Annotated in this window: 13 protein-coding genes; 5 read left to right on the top strand and 8 right to left on the bottom strand. The window is 67.0% G+C overall.

Features of this window, described 5'->3' with window-relative positions; all coding sequences use genetic code 11:
* Positions 1-21: 21 nt before the first annotated feature.
* The 6 genes from CFB41_RS34410 to CFB41_RS34385 all read right to left on the bottom strand — a co-directional run bounded on the left by CFB41_RS34410 (position 22) and on the right by CFB41_RS34385 (position 5,964).
* Positions 22-447: a molybdopterin-binding protein gene (locus tag CFB41_RS34410; protein WP_089459701.1), complete on the bottom strand. Its 426-nt coding sequence runs from the start codon at positions 445-447 to the stop codon at positions 22-24.
* Between the two features lie 189 nt (positions 448-636).
* Positions 637-2,136 (bottom strand): efflux transporter outer membrane subunit, encoded by a 1,500-nt coding sequence (locus CFB41_RS34405; protein ID WP_089459700.1) that lies wholly within the window; start codon positions 2,134-2,136, stop codon positions 637-639.
* Entirely contained in the window at positions 2,133-3,107 is a 975-nt protein-coding gene (locus CFB41_RS34400) for an HlyD family secretion protein (RefSeq protein ID WP_089444603.1), read from the bottom strand. The genes CFB41_RS34405 and CFB41_RS34400 overlap by 4 nt, the downstream gene beginning before the upstream one ends.
* Position 3,108: 1 nt before the next feature.
* On the bottom strand, positions 3,109-3,321 hold the full coding sequence (locus CFB41_RS34395; protein WP_011350409.1) for a DUF1656 domain-containing protein: 213 nt from the start codon (positions 3,319-3,321) through the stop codon (positions 3,109-3,111).
* A 34-nt stretch (positions 3,322-3,355) separates the two neighbouring features.
* Positions 3,356-5,488 (bottom strand): FUSC family protein, encoded by a 2,133-nt coding sequence (locus CFB41_RS34390; protein ID WP_089459699.1) that lies wholly within the window; start codon positions 5,486-5,488, stop codon positions 3,356-3,358.
* Positions 5,485-5,964, bottom strand: a complete 480-nt coding sequence (locus CFB41_RS34385) for a MarR family winged helix-turn-helix transcriptional regulator (RefSeq protein WP_089444601.1) — start codon at positions 5,962-5,964, stop codon at positions 5,485-5,487. Before CFB41_RS34385 ends, CFB41_RS34390 begins: the two co-directional genes overlap by 4 nt.
* A 314-nt stretch (positions 5,965-6,278) precedes the next feature.
* On the opposite strand from CFB41_RS34385, the gene CFB41_RS34380 reads away from it, so the two are divergent.
* The 3 genes from CFB41_RS34380 (at position 6,279) to CFB41_RS34370 (ending at position 8,158) form a co-directional block, all read left to right on the top strand.
* Positions 6,279-7,139, top strand: a complete 861-nt coding sequence (locus CFB41_RS34380) for a MaoC family dehydratase N-terminal domain-containing protein (protein WP_179250290.1) — start codon at positions 6,279-6,281, stop codon at positions 7,137-7,139.
* A gap of 211 nt (positions 7,140-7,350) precedes the next feature.
* A complete protein-coding gene (locus tag CFB41_RS34375) occupies positions 7,351-7,638 on the top strand; it encodes a DUF1330 domain-containing protein (RefSeq protein ID WP_039369252.1) in 288 nt (95 codons plus the stop codon).
* A 58-nt stretch (positions 7,639-7,696) separates the two neighbouring features.
* Positions 7,697-8,158 (top strand): hypothetical protein, encoded by a 462-nt coding sequence (locus CFB41_RS34370; RefSeq protein WP_144029991.1) that lies wholly within the window; start codon positions 7,697-7,699, stop codon positions 8,156-8,158.
* Positions 8,159-8,305: 147 nt separating this feature from the next.
* Here CFB41_RS34370 and CFB41_RS34365 read toward each other — a convergent pair whose 3' ends face one another.
* Entirely contained in the window at positions 8,306-10,006 is a 1,701-nt protein-coding gene (locus CFB41_RS34365; protein ID WP_089459697.1) for a dihydroxyacetone kinase family protein, read from the bottom strand.
* 621 nt (positions 10,007-10,627) lie between these two features.
* On the opposite strand from CFB41_RS34365, the gene CFB41_RS34360 reads away from it, so the two are divergent.
* Positions 10,628-12,901, top strand: coding sequence for a LamG-like jellyroll fold domain-containing protein (locus CFB41_RS34360; protein WP_089459696.1), 2,274 nt, complete (start codon positions 10,628-10,630; stop codon positions 12,899-12,901).
* 146 nt (positions 12,902-13,047) lie between these two features.
* Entirely contained in the window at positions 13,048-15,294 is a 2,247-nt protein-coding gene (locus tag CFB41_RS34355) for a dockerin (protein WP_256941356.1), read from the top strand.
* A gap of 292 nt (positions 15,295-15,586) precedes the next feature.
* On the opposite strand, the gene CFB41_RS34350 is transcribed toward CFB41_RS34355, so the two are convergent.
* On the bottom strand, positions 15,587-17,656 hold the full coding sequence (locus CFB41_RS34350) for a phosphocholine-specific phospholipase C (protein ID WP_089459694.1): 2,070 nt from the start codon (positions 17,654-17,656) through the stop codon (positions 15,587-15,589).
* Positions 17,657-17,719: the final 63 nt, after the last annotated feature.

The raw sequence follows: 17,719 nt of genomic DNA, 5'->3' as shown, positions 1-17,719 counted from the left end.
GCCATCGCGATCGTCACGCGTTCACTCGACGCCGACGATCACGCTCGACGCCTTGAAGATCGCGGACGCAGCCGTGCCGCTCGCGAGGCCGAGGCGATCGACGCTGTCGTTGGTGACGATCGCGACGATTTCGGCGCCGCCCGCGACCTGGATCACGACTTCCGAATTGACCGCGCCTTTCGCAACCGACGATACGGTGCCCGCGACGCAGTTGCGGGCCGACACCTTGCTGTTGTCGACGTCGACCATCACGATCACCGACGACGCCTTCACGAGCGCGAATGCCTTCGAGCCGGCCGCGAGGCCCAGCGAAGCCGCACTGCCGTGGGTGATCACGGCGACGATGTCGAGGCCGTCCTGCGTGCGGAGCGTGATTTCGTCGTTGACGGCACCGGTCTTGACGGCGCCGACTTCGCCGGCGAAATGGTTGCGGGCGCTGGTTCGCATGATGGATCTCCGGGTGGATGCCGCTACCTGTTCGACAGCGGAAGATGAATGGAAATGCATCGGCCAGTTTACCGTCAACGTTGGTGTTCGTCGTCCTTCTGGCGCTATGGCGCGAATCAGGAAAGCCCACCGCCGCCGAGCGTTTCTCCAGGTGCGCGTGATGTACTGAAGATAACAGCGCTGCCGTAATTACTCGCTGGTCGCGGGCGTCGGGGTGGTGCGCGTGGCGGCGGGACGGGCGTCCGGTGCGGCCGTCGTACCGTCGTCATCCCACCCCCCGCCGAGCGCGAGGAAGAGCCGCACCTGGTCGGTCGCGACCTGGCCTTCGGCTGCCGCCACCTGCGCCTGCGCGCTCGTCAGCGTGCGCGTCGCGTCGAGATCGGAGATGAACGACTCGCGGCCGGCGAGATAGAGGCGATGCGTTTCGTCGGCGGAATTGCGAGCCGATTCATACGCCATACGCAGCGCTTCCGTGCGCTGCACGTCGGCCGCATAGGTCGCGAGGCTCGACTGCGTTTCGCGCAGCGCGTTCAGCACGACGCCGTCGAAGTGCGCGAGCGCGCCACCTGTTGCGGCTTCGGCCTCCCGTACGCGCGCACGCTGGCCGTTGACCGGAAACGACCAGCTGATCAGCGGGCCGAACGACCAGCGATTCGTCGTGGACGAGAACAGGTCGGCGGCGACACCGACCGAGCCGGCCGACGCACCGATGCTGATCGACGGGTATAGCGCAGCGGTCGCCACGCCGATCCGCGCGGTCGCGGCCGCGAGTTGCCGCTCGGCTGCGCGCACGTCGGGGCGGCGGCGCAGCAGCGCGGCGCCGTCGCCGATCGGAATCGGCTGGCGCAGCCTAGGCAGGCGCTCGCATTCGGCAACGGCCTTAGGCAGGTCGGCAGGCGAGCGCGCGAGCAGCGCGGCGAGCTGGTATTGCGCAACCTTGCGGCGGCCTTCGAAGCGCGGGATATCGGCGGCGAGGGTGCGCACCTGCGTCACGCCGCGCGTCACGTCGGTCTGGTTGCCGCGCCCGGCATCGCGCAGCCGCTGCGATAGCGCGACGCGCTGCTTCTGCAGCGCGAGCGACTGCTTCGCGACAGCCAGCTCGTCGCCGGCCGAGCATGACTCGACGTACGCACGCACGACGTCGGCGACGACCGTGATGCGCGCCAGGTCGCCGGCGGCCCTGACGGCTTCGCTGTCCGCGCGCGCGGCTTCGACGCCGCGCCGCAGCTTGCCGAACAGGTCGATCTCGTACGACACGTTGATGCCGACCGCGCCTTCGTTGACGACCGGCAGCTTGTTCTCGAGCAGGTATTGCTCGGCCGACTCCTGGGCGCGCTGCACGGCGGCTTCCGCGCGGCCCGAGAAGCCGCCCTGCTGGCTTGCGACTTCCAGCGCCGCGCGCGAGCGCGCGAGGTTGGCCGCGGCGACGCGCAGGTCGGTGTTCGACTTCAGTGCATCGCGCACGAGCCCGTTGAGGACGGGGTCGTCGTAGAGCTGCCACCAGTTGCCGGGCACGGCGTCGCGCGACACGAGCGTGCCGTTCGCATCGTCGAGCGCATGGTTCGCGAGCGGCGCATTCACGTACGCCTGCTGCGGCAGCGTGTAATCGGGGCCGACTGACTTGCACGCGCCGAGTGCGAGCGCAAGCGGCGCGAGCGTCGCGGCGAGGCGCAGACCGTGCCGCTTCATTGCGATGCTCCTGCCGCGCTGGCGGCCGTGCCGGAAGCCGCCGATACCGGCGCGACGACCGACGACGCGCCGGCCACCGGCTTCGCCTGGTCGTTGCGGCGCGTGTCGGCTTCGCGCATCGAGACGGTCGCGGTACGGCCCGCGATCATCCGGAAATCGTCGGGCACTTCGTCGAGCACGACGCGCACCGGCACGCGCTGCGCGAGCCGCACCCAGCTGAATGCCGGGTTCACGTTCGGCAGCAGGTTCGCGCCCTGCGTGCGGTCGCGATCCTCGATCGCGGCGACGATGCTCTGCACGTGGCCGCGCAGCGCACGCGGCTCGCCCATCACGATGATGTCGACCTGCTGGCCGATGTGGATGCCGCGCAGCTTGGTTTCCTCGAAGTAGCCGTCGACGCGGAACGAATTGCGGTCGACGACCGACAGCACCGCGCGGCCGGCCGGCACGTATTCGCCGACACGCGGCGCGCGGTCGTTCAGGTAGCCGTCTACGGGACTGACGATCGTCGTGCGCTGCAGGTTCAGCTTCGCGGTGTCGAGCGACACCTGCGCATCGGCGACGGCGGCTTCGCCCTGTTCGACGCGCGTGCGGCTTTCCTCGACCTGCTCGCTCGCGACCAGGTTGCCGAGCTGCAGGTTGCGGGCGTACTCGCGCTTCGCCTGCGCGAGCGTCGCGCGGCGCTGCGCGAGGGTGGCTTCGGCGAGCCGCTCCGCGAGCGTGTAGCGGGCCTGGTCGATCACGAACAGCACCTGGCCGCGCTTGACCTCCTGGTTGTCGGCGACCTGCACCGACGTGATGAGGCCCGCCACGTCCGGCGCGACCTGGATCACGTCGGCGCGCACGTGACCGTCGCGGGTCCACGGCGAGAACATGTAGTAGTTGACGATGCGCCACAGCACGACGGCAGCCACGACGACGACGATCAGGGTGAGCAGGATTTGCCCTGCCGAGAGCCAGGTTTTTTTCACGTTAGGTAGCCACGAGATGGTGGGAAACGATCACGACGGCGGCAAACACGAACACGTAGATGCCGAGGTCGAAGATCGAACGGTGCCAGACGAGGCGGTAGAAGCCGACGCGCTCGAGCACGGCGCGCACGACGATGTTGATCAGGTAGGCGATCAGCATCAGCACGAGCGGGGCCGGCACGAATACGCCGAAGATATCGATTTCGCCGATCATGGTCGCGGTCGGAAGGACGGATGGGAAAGCGGGATCATGCGCGTGCTCCGTCCGGCGCCTGCGGCGGCTGCCCGGCCGCGGCCGGATACAGCGACAGGCGCAGGCCGACGAGCGCGTGCAGCGTGTCGCGCAGCCGGCGATGCGTGGCGGGCGTGGCCGGTGCGGCGGGTGCCGCGCCGTCTTCGGCCGGCGCGGCGCCCGGCAGGTTGCGGCCCGCGACGCGTTGCAGGGCGTCGTCGATCGTCGCAAGCAGCGCGGGCGGCGCCGGCTGGCGCGCGTTCGCGGCGGCGCAGCGTTCATAGTGATCGGTGACGCCGGCCAGCACGCGGTCGATCGCGTCGGGTACGTCGCCGGACAGCCGGCGGCGCGAGCGGCGCAGGTCGAGCGCATTGAGCGCGATGCGCAGGTCGCGGAAGCTCTCGATCGACGGGTGGCGGTGGTCGTCGGATGCGCCGAGGCGCGGCAGCAGCTGCGTGACGCGGTCGAGCATCCGCGACGCGTGGTTGCGCTGGTCGTCGAGCGGCTGCGTCGACGCGGAGCGCGCGACGTCTTCCCAGCCCGAGCGCAGCAGGCGCCGCACCGCGAGTTCCGCCCCGAACGGCCGCGTCGCACGCGTCCATACATACGCAAAGAGCAGCCCGGCGACACCCGCGAGGTTGCTGTTCAGGAACACGAAGAAATCCGCGTCGTACGCACCCTGGATGCTGATGAAGGTGGCCGTGTTCACGGCGACGAGCATCGTCACCATATTGAACTGCGGGCGCGGCAGCAGCGTGCCGATCAGGATGAACGGGCCCGCGAACATCACGACGAGCATCGCGAAATCGTGCACGTGCGGCAGCACGACGAACAGGTACAGGCCCGCGAACACGACGCTCGCGGTCGTCGCGAGGAAGAACTTGAACACCAGCGGCGCGGGCTCGTCGAGCGCGGCGAAGAAACTGCACGACACGGCCACGAGCGTGACGGCGGCGGCGCCGTCGTGCCAGCCGGACGCGATCCACAGCCAGCTCGCGAACACGATCGCGGCGACGACGGTCAGCGTCGAGAACAGCATCATCCCGCGATCGAAGAAGCGCTCGGTGCCGCCAAGCCGCCAGTGCCGGTAGCGCGGCTGCCAGACGCCCGCTTCATTGCCGATCAGCGCGCGCAGCGAGCGGCAGTCCTGCCAGATGTCGATGACCTGGCGCAGCCGCCACAGCGCGTTCGACAGCAGTGCGCCGTCCCAGCTCGCCAGCGCGTCGTCGGCCGGCTGCAGCGCGGCGATGCGCTCGCGCAGGCGTTGCGCGACCGGGTCGTCGGCCATGTCGCCATCGGCGCCGGCCTTGACGGCCGGCAGCGGCGCGTCGAACCATTTCGCGGCATCGGCAAGCAATTCGTCGAGCCCGGCCGGCCGGATGTGCAGGTCGCGCATCAGCGCGATCAACGGATCGGCGAGCGACGACATCAGCGGCAGGAACAACTGCATCCGGCCAGCGAGCGCCTGCGCCCGCGCGAGGATGCGCGGGTGCGCATGGTCGTAGCTCAGCTGGCTCAGCAGGAATTCGAGGCCCGTGATGGTCGCCGCGAGGCGTTGCCGGCACGCGGACAGCGCCTTGCCGGCGATGTGCCCGGACAGCGTCTCGCGGCCGTAGAACGCGGCATCCTTGAACCACGCGTCGGTGCGCTCGATCAGCGTCGGCGCGAGCCGGTTCGGGAAGATCGCGCTGCCCACTACGCTCGCGCACACGATGCCGAGCACGATCTCCTCGGTACGTGCGATCGCGACGTCGAACACGGTGGACGGATCGGTCACGGTCGGCAGCGCGACCAGCGGCATCGTGTAGCCGGCGAGCATGAACACGTAGCTGCGCGCGGTGCGATCGGAGATCGCGAGGTAGAGCAGCGTGCCGCACCAGGTGGCGACGATGATCGCGAACAGCAGCGGTGTCTCGACGAACGGCGGCACGAAGAAGATCGCGGCGGCCGCGCCGAGCGCGGTGCCGAGTGCGCGATACAGCGCCTTCGAGCGCGTCGCGCCGACGAACGGGTTCGACACGATGTAGACGCTCGCCATCGCCCAGTACGGGCGCGGCAACTGGAAATACAGGCCGAGATACAGCGCGAGCATCGACGCGGCGAACGTCTTGCCCGAGAACAGCCAGTCGCGAAGGCTCGGGTAGGTCATGACGTGGCGTCGCCGGTATGGGAGGGGCGCGCGGCGGGCGTGTGCGATTCGGACGCATTGAACGCGTCGAGCACGCGCAGCGTCGCCTCGAGATCGGCGCGCGTGACACCCTTGAGCACCTGTGCGCGCAGCACGCGCAGGTCTTCCTCCATCTTCGCGGTGACCGCACGGCCGGCAGCCGTCAGCGAGATCGTTTTTGCGCGGCGGTCGTGCGGATCCTCGTCGCGGCGCGCGAGGCCGGCCGCGCACAGCTGGTCGAGCAGGCGCACGAGCGATGGCCCTTCGATGCCGACGTATTCGGCGAGCGTGCCCTGGCGCACGCCTTCTCCGAGGCGCCCGGCGATCAGCAGCGGCGTCGCGCAGGCCTCGGACACGTTGTACGTGGTCAGCACGCCGTCACTGGTGCGGCGCCACTTGCGCGCGGACAGCACGAGAAGGCTGCTGACGGCGAGGCGGAGGTCGTGCAGATTGGTCATGGGCGAGATGATAGGGGCAAATTAATTCGATAGCAAACTATCGTTTTTGTCACCCGGATGACACGTCGCACGCAGCGCGGCAGGCATCGTCTGATGCAATTTAGGCGGCGTGCCGGGGATGGTCAAGCTGTAAGGTTTTACCGGAACGGGTGGAGCGTTTGGCGGCTGCGATCGAATGGTCAGATGAAAGTCGTCCGGCCGGGCCGCTCGGCAGGTCAGGCCGGTTCGAAGCCGGGGTTCGGGAAATCCGGCTTCGCGAAACGGCGCGCGGCGTGCATATTGAGGCCGTTGCAAGCCACCCGGAGATTCCGCACGTGTCCCTTTCATCCTCGCAGCCCCCTGGCCAGGCATCGCTCGACGCCTGGCTGGGCAAGACCGAAACGCTCGGCGACGACATCACCGCGTTCCCGCTGAACGCGCTCGCCGCCACGCTCGACCGCCCGCCGCCCGGCGATGTCGTGCCGCCGATGTGGCACTGGCTCTATTTCCTGCCCGTCGCACCGTTGGCCGAAGTCGGCCCCGACGGCCACCCGAAGCGCGGCGGCTTCCTGCCGCCCGTGCCGTTGCCGCGCCGCATGTGGGCCGGCGGCCGCCTGACCTTCCATGCGCCGCTGCGCACGGGGCGGCGCGCGACGCGCGAATCGACGATCGAGAACATCGAGGACAAGACGGGCCGCAGCGGCCGGCTCGTCTTCGTGACGGTGCAGCACCGGATCGAGTGTGACGGCGCATTGTGTGTCGAGGAGGAGCACGACATCGTCTATCGCGATGCGCCGCAGCCGGGCGCGCCTGCGCCGAAGCCGGTCGCTGCGCCGGCGGGCGAGACGTGGTCGCGCACGGTCACGGCCGACGCGGTGATGCTGTTCCGCTATTCGGCGCTGACTTTCAACGGTCACCGCATCCACTACGACCGCAGCTACGTGACGCAGGAGGAGGGCTATCCGGGGCTCGTCGTGCATGGCCCGCTGATCGCGACGCTGCTCGTCGATCTCGTGCACCGCGAACGGCCCGGTGCGACGCTCGCGAGCTTCGCGTTCCGCGCGGTGCGCCCGACGTTCGACGGGGAGCCGTTCACGCTGTGCGGCAAGCCGTCGGATGATGGCCGGACGATCGAGCTGTGGGCGAAGGATCGCGACGGCTGGCTGACGATGCAGGCCACGGCGACGCTTGCGTGACGGACCCCGTGCCGGTTATCCGCATGCGACAGGAGTCGTACGCGGGTGACCGGTGTCGCACGCAGCAAGCCGGCCAGATGCGCGCTCGGCCAGCCCCGACGCTCGTCGGCAATCCCCTGTAAGCTGCGGGCAGGTCGCGTGCCGTTCGCCGGACGAGGCGATGCGCGGCCGGCCCTTTCCCTTTCCACGCAGCGCATCAGGAGCACGCATCTTGGCTACCTACATCGTGTTTACACGTGAAAGCATGCAGGACCAGCAGGAATTCGACCTCTACCAGAGCAAGGTCGGCGCCACGCTCGCCGGGCATCCGGTGAAAGTGCTCGCAGCCTACGGGCCGCAGGAAACGCTCGAGGGCGAAGGCCCGGAAGGCGTCGTGATCGTCGAGTTTCCGTCGAAGGAAGCCGCGCACGCGTGGTATCACGGTCCCGAATACCAGGCCGTCGCCCAGCACCGCTTCAAGGGCGCGCGCTATCGCGCCGTGCTGGTCGAAGGCGTCTGAGCGACGTGCATCGGGGATGTCCGGCGGCGCGCCGCGACGCCGGACACCCGTCTCGCCGATGAAACCTTCGACTCCCGCCACCGCGCCCATTCGCCCGCCGATGCGCCGCGCTACGACCGTGCTGCTCGCGATCAGCGTCGCGCTCTATCTGGTTGCCATGTTCACCGCGCCGTTCCGCACCGGCGCGCCCGCCCCGCATCCATGGGCCGACGGCTGGCAGGTGCTGCTGACGGGCTGGATGGGCTTGCTCGACGGCATCTATGCATGGCTCGCGAATCCGTTCGTCTTTGCCGCCTGGCTGCTGACGGTGAAGCGCTACCGCGCGCAGGCGATCGTGCTGGCCGGTCTGGCGTTGCTGTTCGGGATGAGTTTCCTGTCGCAGCACCAGATTGCCGTCGACGAAGCAGGGACCGTCGAACCCGTGCATCTCGACGCGATCGGCTATTGGTGCTGGCTCGCGAGTTTCGCCGTGGCGGCGGTCGGTGCGGCGTTGTTGCCCGGGCGGACGAAAACGGGCTGATCGATTTCGGACGGTTCGATGCGAATGTCGGCGGAGGCGAAGCCGACCGGCATCGCAATGATCCACGGCATCGGCACGTCGCGCGCCATGGCGTCGTGCGTGCCGATGCATTGAAGGCGCACTGTCGCGCCTTCAACCTTCACCCTTTTACGCGATGTGCGCCTGCAACGCACGCAGCCAATACGACACCGCCACCGCGCCGCCGTCCGGTGTGCCGATCGCGCGTTCGCCGAGATAGCTCGCGCGTCCGGCGCGCGGCGTCATGCGGGCGGTTTCCTGCGCGCCGTGCTCGGCGGCTTCGACCGCCGCGGCCCACGCGCTCGCGGGATCGCGATCGTTGTCGAGCGCACGCTCGAATGCCGCGACGGCCGGGACCAGCGCATCGAGCATCGTGCGGTCGCCGGCGTGCGCGCCGCCCAGTTCGCTGATCGAATCCACCGCGCCGCGGAACGCCGCGGCCCAGTCGCGCGCCGACGGCTCGGCGCTATCGGCCAGCCGGCGCGACGCGCGCAGCAGTGCGGTTGCATAGAACGGCCCCGAACTGCCGGCGATCGCGCGGCGCAGCGCGGCGCCGAGCGCCGCGAGTGCGCCGGCCGGCGTGCCGTACGCGGTTTCCGGCAGTGCGAGGATCGCTTCCGCTGCGCGCAGCATGCTCGCGCCGAGATCGCCGTCGCCGGCCGCCGCATCGAGATCCGTCAGCGTCTGTTCGTGATCGGTCAGCGTCTGCGCGACAGCGTGCAGCGCCGGTTGCAGGCGCGCGGCCCACGCGCGGCCGGCCGCATCGAGCGGCGGCAACGGCGCTTCCTGCGCGGCAGCCGAGGCCACGCGGATCTGCGTATTCACCGCGCCGCCGCCCGGCCATGCGCGCGCCTGCGTCGGCGCGTCGAGCAGCACCGCGCGTTCGTCGTTCAGCCGCAGCACCGAGATCGAGCAGCCGGGCATGTTCAGCGCCGACAGGAACGTGCCGGCCCACGCGCGTGCGATGACGATGCCGCGCCGGTGCAGGTGGTCGTGCGCGGCGCGCAGCACGATTGCGAGTTCCATGTCCGGCGTCGCGCCGAGGCCGTTGACGAACAGCGCGACGCGTTCGCCGCGGTCAAGCACGAGATCGGCGGCGATGCTCGACAGCAGCGTGTCGACCAGCGCATCGGCCGGCAGCGGCGCGCGGCGTTCGACGCCTTTCTCGCCATGGATGCCGAGACCGAGTTCGATCTCGTGATCGCCGAGGCTGAAGCCCGACTTGTCGGCGCCCGGGATCGTGCAGCCGTCGAGCGCGACGCCCATCGTGCCGAGTTCGGCCGCCGCGTCGCGCGCGATCGCCGCGACGCGGGCGAGCGGCAGCCCGCGCGCGGCGGCCGCGCCGGCGAGCTTGTGGATCAGCACGGTGCCGGCGATCCCGCGCCGCTGGCCGCGCTCGACGCGGCCGCGCAGCGATACGTCGTCGGCGACGATGACCGTCTCGACCGGAATGCCTTCGGCGCGCGCGAGTTCGGCGGCGAGCCCGAAATTGAGCCGGTCGCCGGTGTAGTTCTTCACGATCAGCAACGCGCCGTTCGGGCCGGCGGTGGCGCGGATCGCGGCGAGCACGGCGTCGGTGGACGGCGACGTGAACACTTCGCCGCAGACGGCCGCGCTCAGCATCCCTTCGCCGACATAGCCGCCGTGTGCGGGCTCGTGGCCGCTGCCGCCGCCGGAGAGGACGGCGACGGGGCGCTGCGCGGGTTCGGGCAGCGGCTGGCGGACGAGCACGTGCTCGTCGCCGAGGATCGCGACATGCGGCGACTGCCGCGCGATGCCTTCCAGCATTTCTCGCACGACATCGGACGGGCGGTTGACAAGCTTTTTCATGGCGACGGGTTCCGGACGGTGAACGAGGCTTGGCCGGGCCCGCACGGGCGCCGGACGGCCTTTCGTGTTGCGCAGGATCGTGCGGGCGCTGTCGCCGGGGGCAGGCGGTCATGGAATGGATGACCTTCCGCACGGGCGAAGCGACGCGCACGCTTCGCGCCACGATACATCAGGTTCGGACGTTGATGTATGGAGTGCGGCGCACGCCCCCACATGTTGTGAGATGCGCGACCTTTGGCCGTGCATTCCGAGCGAGGCAAGAGATGCAAGTTCGGCCGCAGCCGTCAACGCCGAACTTCTATCGGCAGGTGGGTCGTCGGATTCGAGGTGGCGTGCTTCGCTGTGAGCGCGCTACGGACAACAGATCATGCCCAGGCTCGACTTTGTTTTGTTCTACGGCGGTGGCCGGCCGCTTCGCGCATTCCTCAATCCGTGCGTCACATATGTGACAGCTGCGTGTCATGAGTGAATATGTTTTTTTTCGCTTGATTACCTCCCTGTCGCACTGGATAGAATGCTACGCGTTCCTGACGAATACGGAACGGTTCGTACATTTTTTGTCGCTTCGACCATAGCTAAAAAACTGGGGATCCCAACATGCGAGACAACGGAGCATCGACGATGCCATCCGAGGAAATCGTCCCACTCGGCGACATCGAGAATATTGCACGACGCCATTTCGTGATGGGGCTTGGTGCAGCGCTTCTGGCCGGATGCGGCGGCGACGGAAGCGACGTGGTGACAGGCGGTGAGCGACCATCGGCGAACGGCATCGGTCAGGCGTCCCGAGGTGCTCCAGCTCCGGACGGTATCGACGCCGGCGCGACGTCGGCAGGCACTGCCCAAACCCGCGCCTTCACGCATCCCGGCTTGCTGCATACCGACGCGGATTTCGAACGCATGCGCGCTAAAGTCGGCGCCCACGCTTCCCCGTGGATCGACAGCTGGAACGTGCTCGTCGCCAACGGTCACACGCGCCTGACGAACAAGCCGAACCCGCAGGTCGGCATCTATCGCGGCAATGATCCCACGCATGGTCAGAACTACGGCGCGCTCTACAACGACATCGCCGCCGCCTATGGCGACGCGCTGCGCTGGAAGGTGTCGGACGACACACGCTATGCCGACAAAGCCGTGGAGTATCTGGACCAATGGGCCGCGAAGCTGACGACGCTTGGCGGCAGCGACGTGGCGCTCGCCGCCGGCATCTACGGCTACGAATTCGCCAACGCAGCCGAAATCATGCGCGGCTACAGCGGCTGGAGTCCGGCCGGGCTTGCCGCGTTTCAGGCAATGATGCGCAATGTCTTCTACCCGGTCAGTCACGCTTTCCTGACCCGTGTCGACACCGCGATGGACACGCACTACTGGGCCAACTGGGGCCTGGCCAACATCGCGTGCATCCTGGCCATCGGCGTGTTGTGCGACGATGCCGGGCTCGTCAACGAGGCCGTCACCCATTTCAAGACCGGCGGCAGTAACGGCTGTATCCGGCAAGCCGTGTACTACCTGCACCCCGGCAACCTCGGGCAATGGCAGGAAGCCGGCCGGGACCAGGGCCACAGCACACTCGGCATTGCATTGACGGGCGCCATTTGCGAGATGGCGTGGAATCAGGGCATCGACCTGTACGGCTATGACAACAATCGCTTTCTGGCGGGCGCGGAATACGTGGCCAAGGCCAACCTGAAGCAGGCGGACGGCGCGTTCTACACGGTGCCTTTCGTCACGTACCAGAACAGCGCCGGCGTCACCCAGACGCAGTTCGCCGCCGGTGGGCGAGGCGACGCCCTGGGGCGGCCCTGCTGGGCATTGGTGGCCAACCATTACATCAACCGCAAAGGTCTGGCGGCGCCCTATACCAAGCGCGCTGCCGAACTGGTGGCACCGGAAGGTGGCGGCGGCAACTATGGCCCGAACAGTGGCGGCTTCGATCAGCTTGGCTACGGCACGCTCACTTGCACGCTCGACCCCGGCACCCCCGCCGCCACGCCGACCGGCCTGACCGGGTACGCGAGCGCGGGCAAGGCGGTGCTGTCGTGGTGGGGCAGCAGCAACGCCGTCAGCTACAACGTGAAGCGCGCCACCATTGCCGGCGGGCCGTACAAAACCATCCAGAGCGGGATCACCGATCTGCTGACTTATACGGATCTGCCAGCCGCTGCCGGCACGTATTTTTACGTCGTGACAGCGCAAACGATTGCGGGCGAATCGGCGCTCTCCAACGAAGTGAAAGTGATCACGGCGCAGCAGCTGCTCGCGCACCTCACGTTTGATGAAGGCAGCGGCATCACGGCTGCCGATAGCTCGGGCAACAGGCGCAATGGCACGCTCAACGGCGCAACGTGGGCGGCGGGGCACAACGGCAACGCGGTCTCGCTCAACGGCTCGGGCGCGTATGTCGCGTTGCCCGACGATTTGCTGGTCGACGTGTCGGACTTCACCATCGCCAGCTGGGTGTTCTGGAACGGCGCGCAAACGTGGGCACGCCTGTTCGACTTCGGCACGGGCTTCCACCGCTACATGATGTTCACGCCGCGCGCGCAGTTGCGCAACGGCTGGGCCGGCATGCGCTTCGCGATGACAGCCAACGGCCCCGGTGACGGCCCGCCGGAGCAGATCATCGATGCCCCCACCGAGCTGCCGAGCAAGCGATGGGTGCATGTGGCCGTCACGCTATCGGGTTCGACCGGCACGATCTACGTGGACGGCACGCCCGTCAGCACCAACACGGCGATGTTCCAGGCGCCGTTCCGCCTTGGCCCTACCACGCAGAACTGGCTGGGCAAATCGCAATACAGTGCCGACGCCACGTTCCACGGCCTGATCGACGATTTCCGCATCTATCGCGGTGCGCTCAGCGCTGCGCAGATTGCGTCGCTCATGACGAGTTGATCACGCAGGGCCCGACGGCGGGCCTTGAGATGAACCTCTTTCTTTAAGGACTTCTGATGACTGTGTTTTCTCAACGATGGATTGCCGCTGCGGCGATGGCGTGTGCGTTATGGGGCTGTGGTGACGGATCCGATAGCACGACAGGCGTGACCCATGCGGGCGCCAATGCAGCCGCCAATCGTAGCCAGATCGGCGGAAATGGCATCGGCAGCAACCTGCCGGCGGCCAGCTGGACCAGCGTCAAGTGGGGCGGTGGCGGCTACGTCACCGGCCTGATCTACCATCCCGTCAACGCGAGCCTGCTGTACGCACGCACCGACGTCGGCGGCGCGTACCGCTGGAACGCGACCAATTCGACGTGGACGCCCATCACCGACGGCATCGGTTTCGGTGCAGGCGAGGGCGATTTCCACGGCGTCGAAAGCCTCGCGCTCGACCCGAACAACGATCAGCTCGTCTACATGATGACCGGCATTACCGTGACGCAGGGTCACAACGGCCGCATCTACATCTCGAGCAACCGCGGCGACACCTGGACGCACTACGACCTGCCGTTCCCGGTGGGCGGCAACGACAACGGCCGCGCCACGGGCGAGCGCCTGCAGGTCGACCCGAACAATCCGTCGACGCTGTTCTACGGATCGCGCACGGCCGGCATGTGGAAGAGTGCCGATTCGGGCCGCACCTGGACGCAGGTCACGGGTCTGTCCTCCACCGCGATCGGCGGCGGCAGTTCCCCGATCGGCGTCGAACAGGTGATCTTCGATACGTCGGGCAAGGGTAGCGGCCAGCCGACCTGGATCATGTGGGCCACCGTCGCCCCGGATTACGCCAACGCGGCGGGCCTGACGTCGACCTTGTACAAGTCCACCAACGGCGGCTTCTCGTGGACGCCGGTGCCCGTCCCGCCGACGGTGTCCGGCTACTACATCCCGCACGTCGTGCGCACGTCCGACGGCAACTTCTACGTGGTGTTCAACGCGGGCGTCGGCCAGGGCATCGGCGGACCGAGCTATCTGTACAAGTTCGGCGGAAGTAACGACAGCAACTGGACGCTGCTCAACCGCTCCAGCAGCAACGGCTTTGGCGGCCTGTCCGTCTCCGGTCTGGGCGCGTCCGCCCGCATCGCACTGGGCATGACCGGCTGGAGCGACACCAGCAAGACCATCCAGCTATCCGACGACGGCGGCAGCACGTGGCGCGAAATCGAGGCCGGCATGCCGCATACCGGCACTGCCTCGGGTGGCTGCGCCGGCTGGGTCGAGAGCGTCGCCATCGACCCGGCCAATCGCGATCACGTCATGCACGTGCACGGCGGCGGCATCTGCGAAACCATGAACGCCTCGTCGCCCACGCCAACCTGGAGCCCCAAGGTCGACAACCTCGAGGAAACCGTGACGCTGGCGCTCGTCACGGCGCCGCCCGGCGCGTCGTACAACTTCATCAACAGCGCCGGCGACATCGGCACGTGGGTCAATACGGATCTCTCGACGAGGCCGACGAAAGCCCCGTTGAACACGTGGAGCAGCGGCAATTCGGCCGACATGTTGTGGTCCGACCCGACGTACATCGCCGCCGCGGGCGTCGACAACGCCAACGGCCATGCGACCAAGGGCTTCTGGTCCGGCGACAGCGGCAATAGCTGGTCGACGTTCGCGTCGCTGCCCAACGGCGCAGCGGCAAGCCAAAGCAACGTGGGCAACCTGGTGGTCCCGTCCCGCAACAACGTGACCTGGGCACCGCCGGACTCGGTGCCGTCGTACACGACAAACAATGGCGCCAGCTGGACGGCGACCAACCTGCCGGCGTTCGGTGCCACCTGGAACGGCTTCCCGCGTGCCTACCGCCTGGCCGCGGACCGCAAGAACCCGAACAAGGTCTATGCGTACGACTCCGGCGGCGCACCGTGGAGCTGGCAGCGCGGCAAGATCTACGTCTCGAACGACGGCGGCCACACGTTCGCGCTCAGCCAGGGTTCGGTGAACGCGAACCTGGCCTGGAATGCGTGGGGGGACACGTCGATGGTGGTCAATCCGAACGCGGAGGGTGATCTCTGGCTGGCCGACGGCACGGCCGTGTACCACTCGGTGGACTCGGGAGCGACCTGGATGAAGCTCGGCGTCTTTGCATCGACCAATGGCACGCCGGGCGCCACCGTGATCGCGTTGGGCAGGGCGCCGACCGGTTCGTCGTACTCGGCCGCGGTCTACGTGGAAGGCACATTGAACGGCGTCTGGGGTATTTACCATTCCGATGATGGGGGTGCAACGTGGGCGCGCTTCAACGATGACGCGCACCAATTCGGCGGCTCTGGCGTGATGGCCGGCGACTGGAACACGTATGGCAGGATTTACGTCAATGGCGCCGCTCGCGGTCTGATTTATAGCAATTGAGGTTGAGCGACAGGAAGGGGGCCGTTCTCGACGTCTACATCACGGCGCGCTGACCAACGAGCATGGGTGTCCACCGATTGGGGAGGTGGACACCTGTGGACGACAAAGACGCTGCGTTGATCGTTTGCCGCTACGGTACGATCGCCTGCTCAAACGCTGGCCTCGTATAACGCGGGAGAGGGGCTGCCGGCGCGGCTCATAGCCCCCCGCGGCTGGGCATCATCGTGATACCCAGCCGAGCGGAGAGGTTCCCTCCGCCTGCTGGTACGCGGGCAGAGTCACTCGATGTGATTCAGGCCATCGACGGATCGGTGACGCCCGGGGCACCGGTTTCGACATGTCCGGCAAACTGCCGCAGAAAGCGGGCATCGGTATCGCACGTGATGCTGATGTCGTACCACCGCTGGCTTGCCGCAAGAGCCCACGGAACCTGTACCGTCCGACCGGCCTGCACGGTCATGGATTGAGCCGCGAGACCGTAACGGTTGTCCGTGATCGAGAATGTCACGGTGTTTTTTCCGCTGTTGGTCAGGGTGATCTCCAGATCGCCTTGGGTGACCTCATAGCACACGGTGGCTTCTTGCGTACTCGCATTCGAGCCGGATGAGCTGAAGCGTCGTACGAAGCCGTTCGGGGCAACCACAGTAATGTCGTATGCGGCGGCACCCGATCCCGCGGCGGAAAAGCTCCAGTTGTCGGACAGCCTGGTTTGGGCATCGACCGTATAGCGCCTGACGGACGTCGGTGAAATGGCGGAATAGACGGAAAAACCGGCCGCAACGCTTCCGCTGTTCACGAACATGAGCGTCAGGTTTCCGGATCCGGCGTTTTCGGCAGCATTGACAAACAGTTCGTACGGCAGGGCGCGCGCGTTTCGGCTCCCGCGCTCCTGCTGCGTGATCACCTGGGTTACCGGCGCCGCGGGCATCGGTAACGTGCTTTGCGCGGCAGCCGCCTCACTCAATCCCGCGACCGACGGTACGGTAACCGCACTCGTGTCGGGGCTGGTGAAGTCGAAAGCCGACGTCAGGTCGCCGCATATTGCGCGGCGCCATGCGCTGATGTTCGGCTCGACCACGCCGAAGCGCTTTTCGATAAATTTGATGATCGACGTATGGTCGAATACCTCCGAGCACGTCCATGCACCCTTGGACCACGGCGAGACCACGAACATCGGCACCCGGGCGCCGAGTCCGACCGGGCCGGCGGGGTTTGTCGCGCTGCCTGAGTAGAATTCATGCGCGGTTGAGACGTTCGACAGTCCGTCACGGCCGGACGCCGGGGGCGACGGGGGGACGACATGATCGAAGAATCCGTCGTTTTCGTCGTACGTGATGAACAGGGCCGTTTTGCTCCACGTATCCGGATTGGACGTCAGTGCGTCCAGGACGGCAGCGATGTAGGTCGCGCCGTCCGCCGGCGAGCGAGCCGGATGCTCCGAGCACATGTACGGAGGCAAAAGCCAGGATACCTGCGGCAACGTCCCGGATTTCACGTCACGGGTGAAGTCCGCCAAGGTTCGCTTGGTCGTGCCGTTTGCCACGAGTGCCGGGTCCGCATTGTCCGACGTATATGCGTGGAAGAAATTCAGCACGTTGTACGGATTCGGATAATCGACGTTCGTGGACCCCGCGGGATTCGGCTTGAGGGTCGTCTTGAAGGATTCGCTGCCGTCCGATCCTTGATAGACATGCCAGCTGATACCGGCCTTTTGAAGTCGTTCCGGGTACGTCGTCCAGGTGAAGATGTTCGCCGGTGTGTTATCGATCAGAGGCCCGCCGCCGGTGCTTGCCACGTCGATCATGCCCGTCATCAGATGAAGGCGATTCGTGTTGGTCGGCCCCATGCAGGACGAAAAATAGGCATCGCATACCGTGAATGCATCCGCAAGGGCGTAATGGAACGGGATATCACTCCGCGAAAAGTGGCCCATCGTGAGCGCGCCTTTCGCCGCGACCCAGTTGTCCCAGCGACCGTTGTTCCAGGCGTTGTGACCGTCGGGCCATCCGTGCGGAAGCGAACTGATCGTTTGCGCTTTCGTCGAGTTGCTGTCGAGATGGAAGGGGGTGACATACCCACCATTTCCATTCGATTGATTCCAGATGGCGCTTTGATTGTCGACGGGAAGCGTCGACCGGTCGTTAAATCCGCGAAATCCGGCGTGCTGACCGAGATAGTGATCGAAGGAGCGATTTTCCTGCATGAGGATGACGACGTGTTCGACATCGGCGATCGTCCCGGTCTTCGAGGCGGCCGGAATGGCGAGCGCGCGTCGTATGCTCGCAGGCAACAGGGACATTGCCGTTGCCGCACCCAACACGGTTGCAGATTGCTTGATGAAATCTCTACGGTTAACGGTCATGATTTGCGTCGAATGATTGATCAGTTGCCGCAGTGGTAAATCTTCTTGACGGCCGGTGTGGAA

Source organism: Burkholderia sp. AU33803 (assembly GCF_002223095.1).
Lineage (GTDB): Bacteria > Pseudomonadota > Gammaproteobacteria > Burkholderiales > Burkholderiaceae > Burkholderia.
The sequence above is the reverse complement of the archived record's forward strand: the minus strand, read 5'-3'. Positions and strand labels throughout refer to the sequence as shown.

Coding starts and splice junctions, on each gene's coding strand:
- CFB41_RS34350 (WP_089459694.1), bottom strand. CDS start 17,656: ATGACCGTTAACCGTAGAGATTTCATCAAGCAATCTGCAACCGTGTTG.
- CFB41_RS34395 (WP_011350409.1), bottom strand. CDS start 3,321: ATGATCGGCGAAATCGATATCTTCGGCGTATTCGTGCCGGCCCCGCTC.
- CFB41_RS34370 (WP_144029991.1), top strand. CDS start 7,697: ATGAAACCTTCGACTCCCGCCACCGCGCCCATTCGCCCGCCGATGCGC.
- CFB41_RS34365 (WP_089459697.1), bottom strand. CDS start 10,006: ATGAAAAAGCTTGTCAACCGCCCGTCCGATGTCGTGCGAGAAATGCTG.
- CFB41_RS34360 (WP_089459696.1), top strand. CDS start 10,628: ATGCCATCCGAGGAAATCGTCCCACTCGGCGACATCGAGAATATTGCA.
- CFB41_RS34390 (WP_089459699.1), bottom strand. CDS start 5,488: ATGACCTACCCGAGCCTTCGCGACTGGCTGTTCTCGGGCAAGACGTTC.
- CFB41_RS34385 (WP_089444601.1), bottom strand. CDS start 5,964: ATGACCAATCTGCACGACCTCCGCCTCGCCGTCAGCAGCCTTCTCGTG.
- CFB41_RS34410 (WP_089459701.1), bottom strand. CDS start 447: ATGCGAACCAGCGCCCGCAACCATTTCGCCGGCGAAGTCGGCGCCGTC.
- CFB41_RS34405 (WP_089459700.1), bottom strand. CDS start 2,136: ATGAAGCGGCACGGTCTGCGCCTCGCCGCGACGCTCGCGCCGCTTGCG.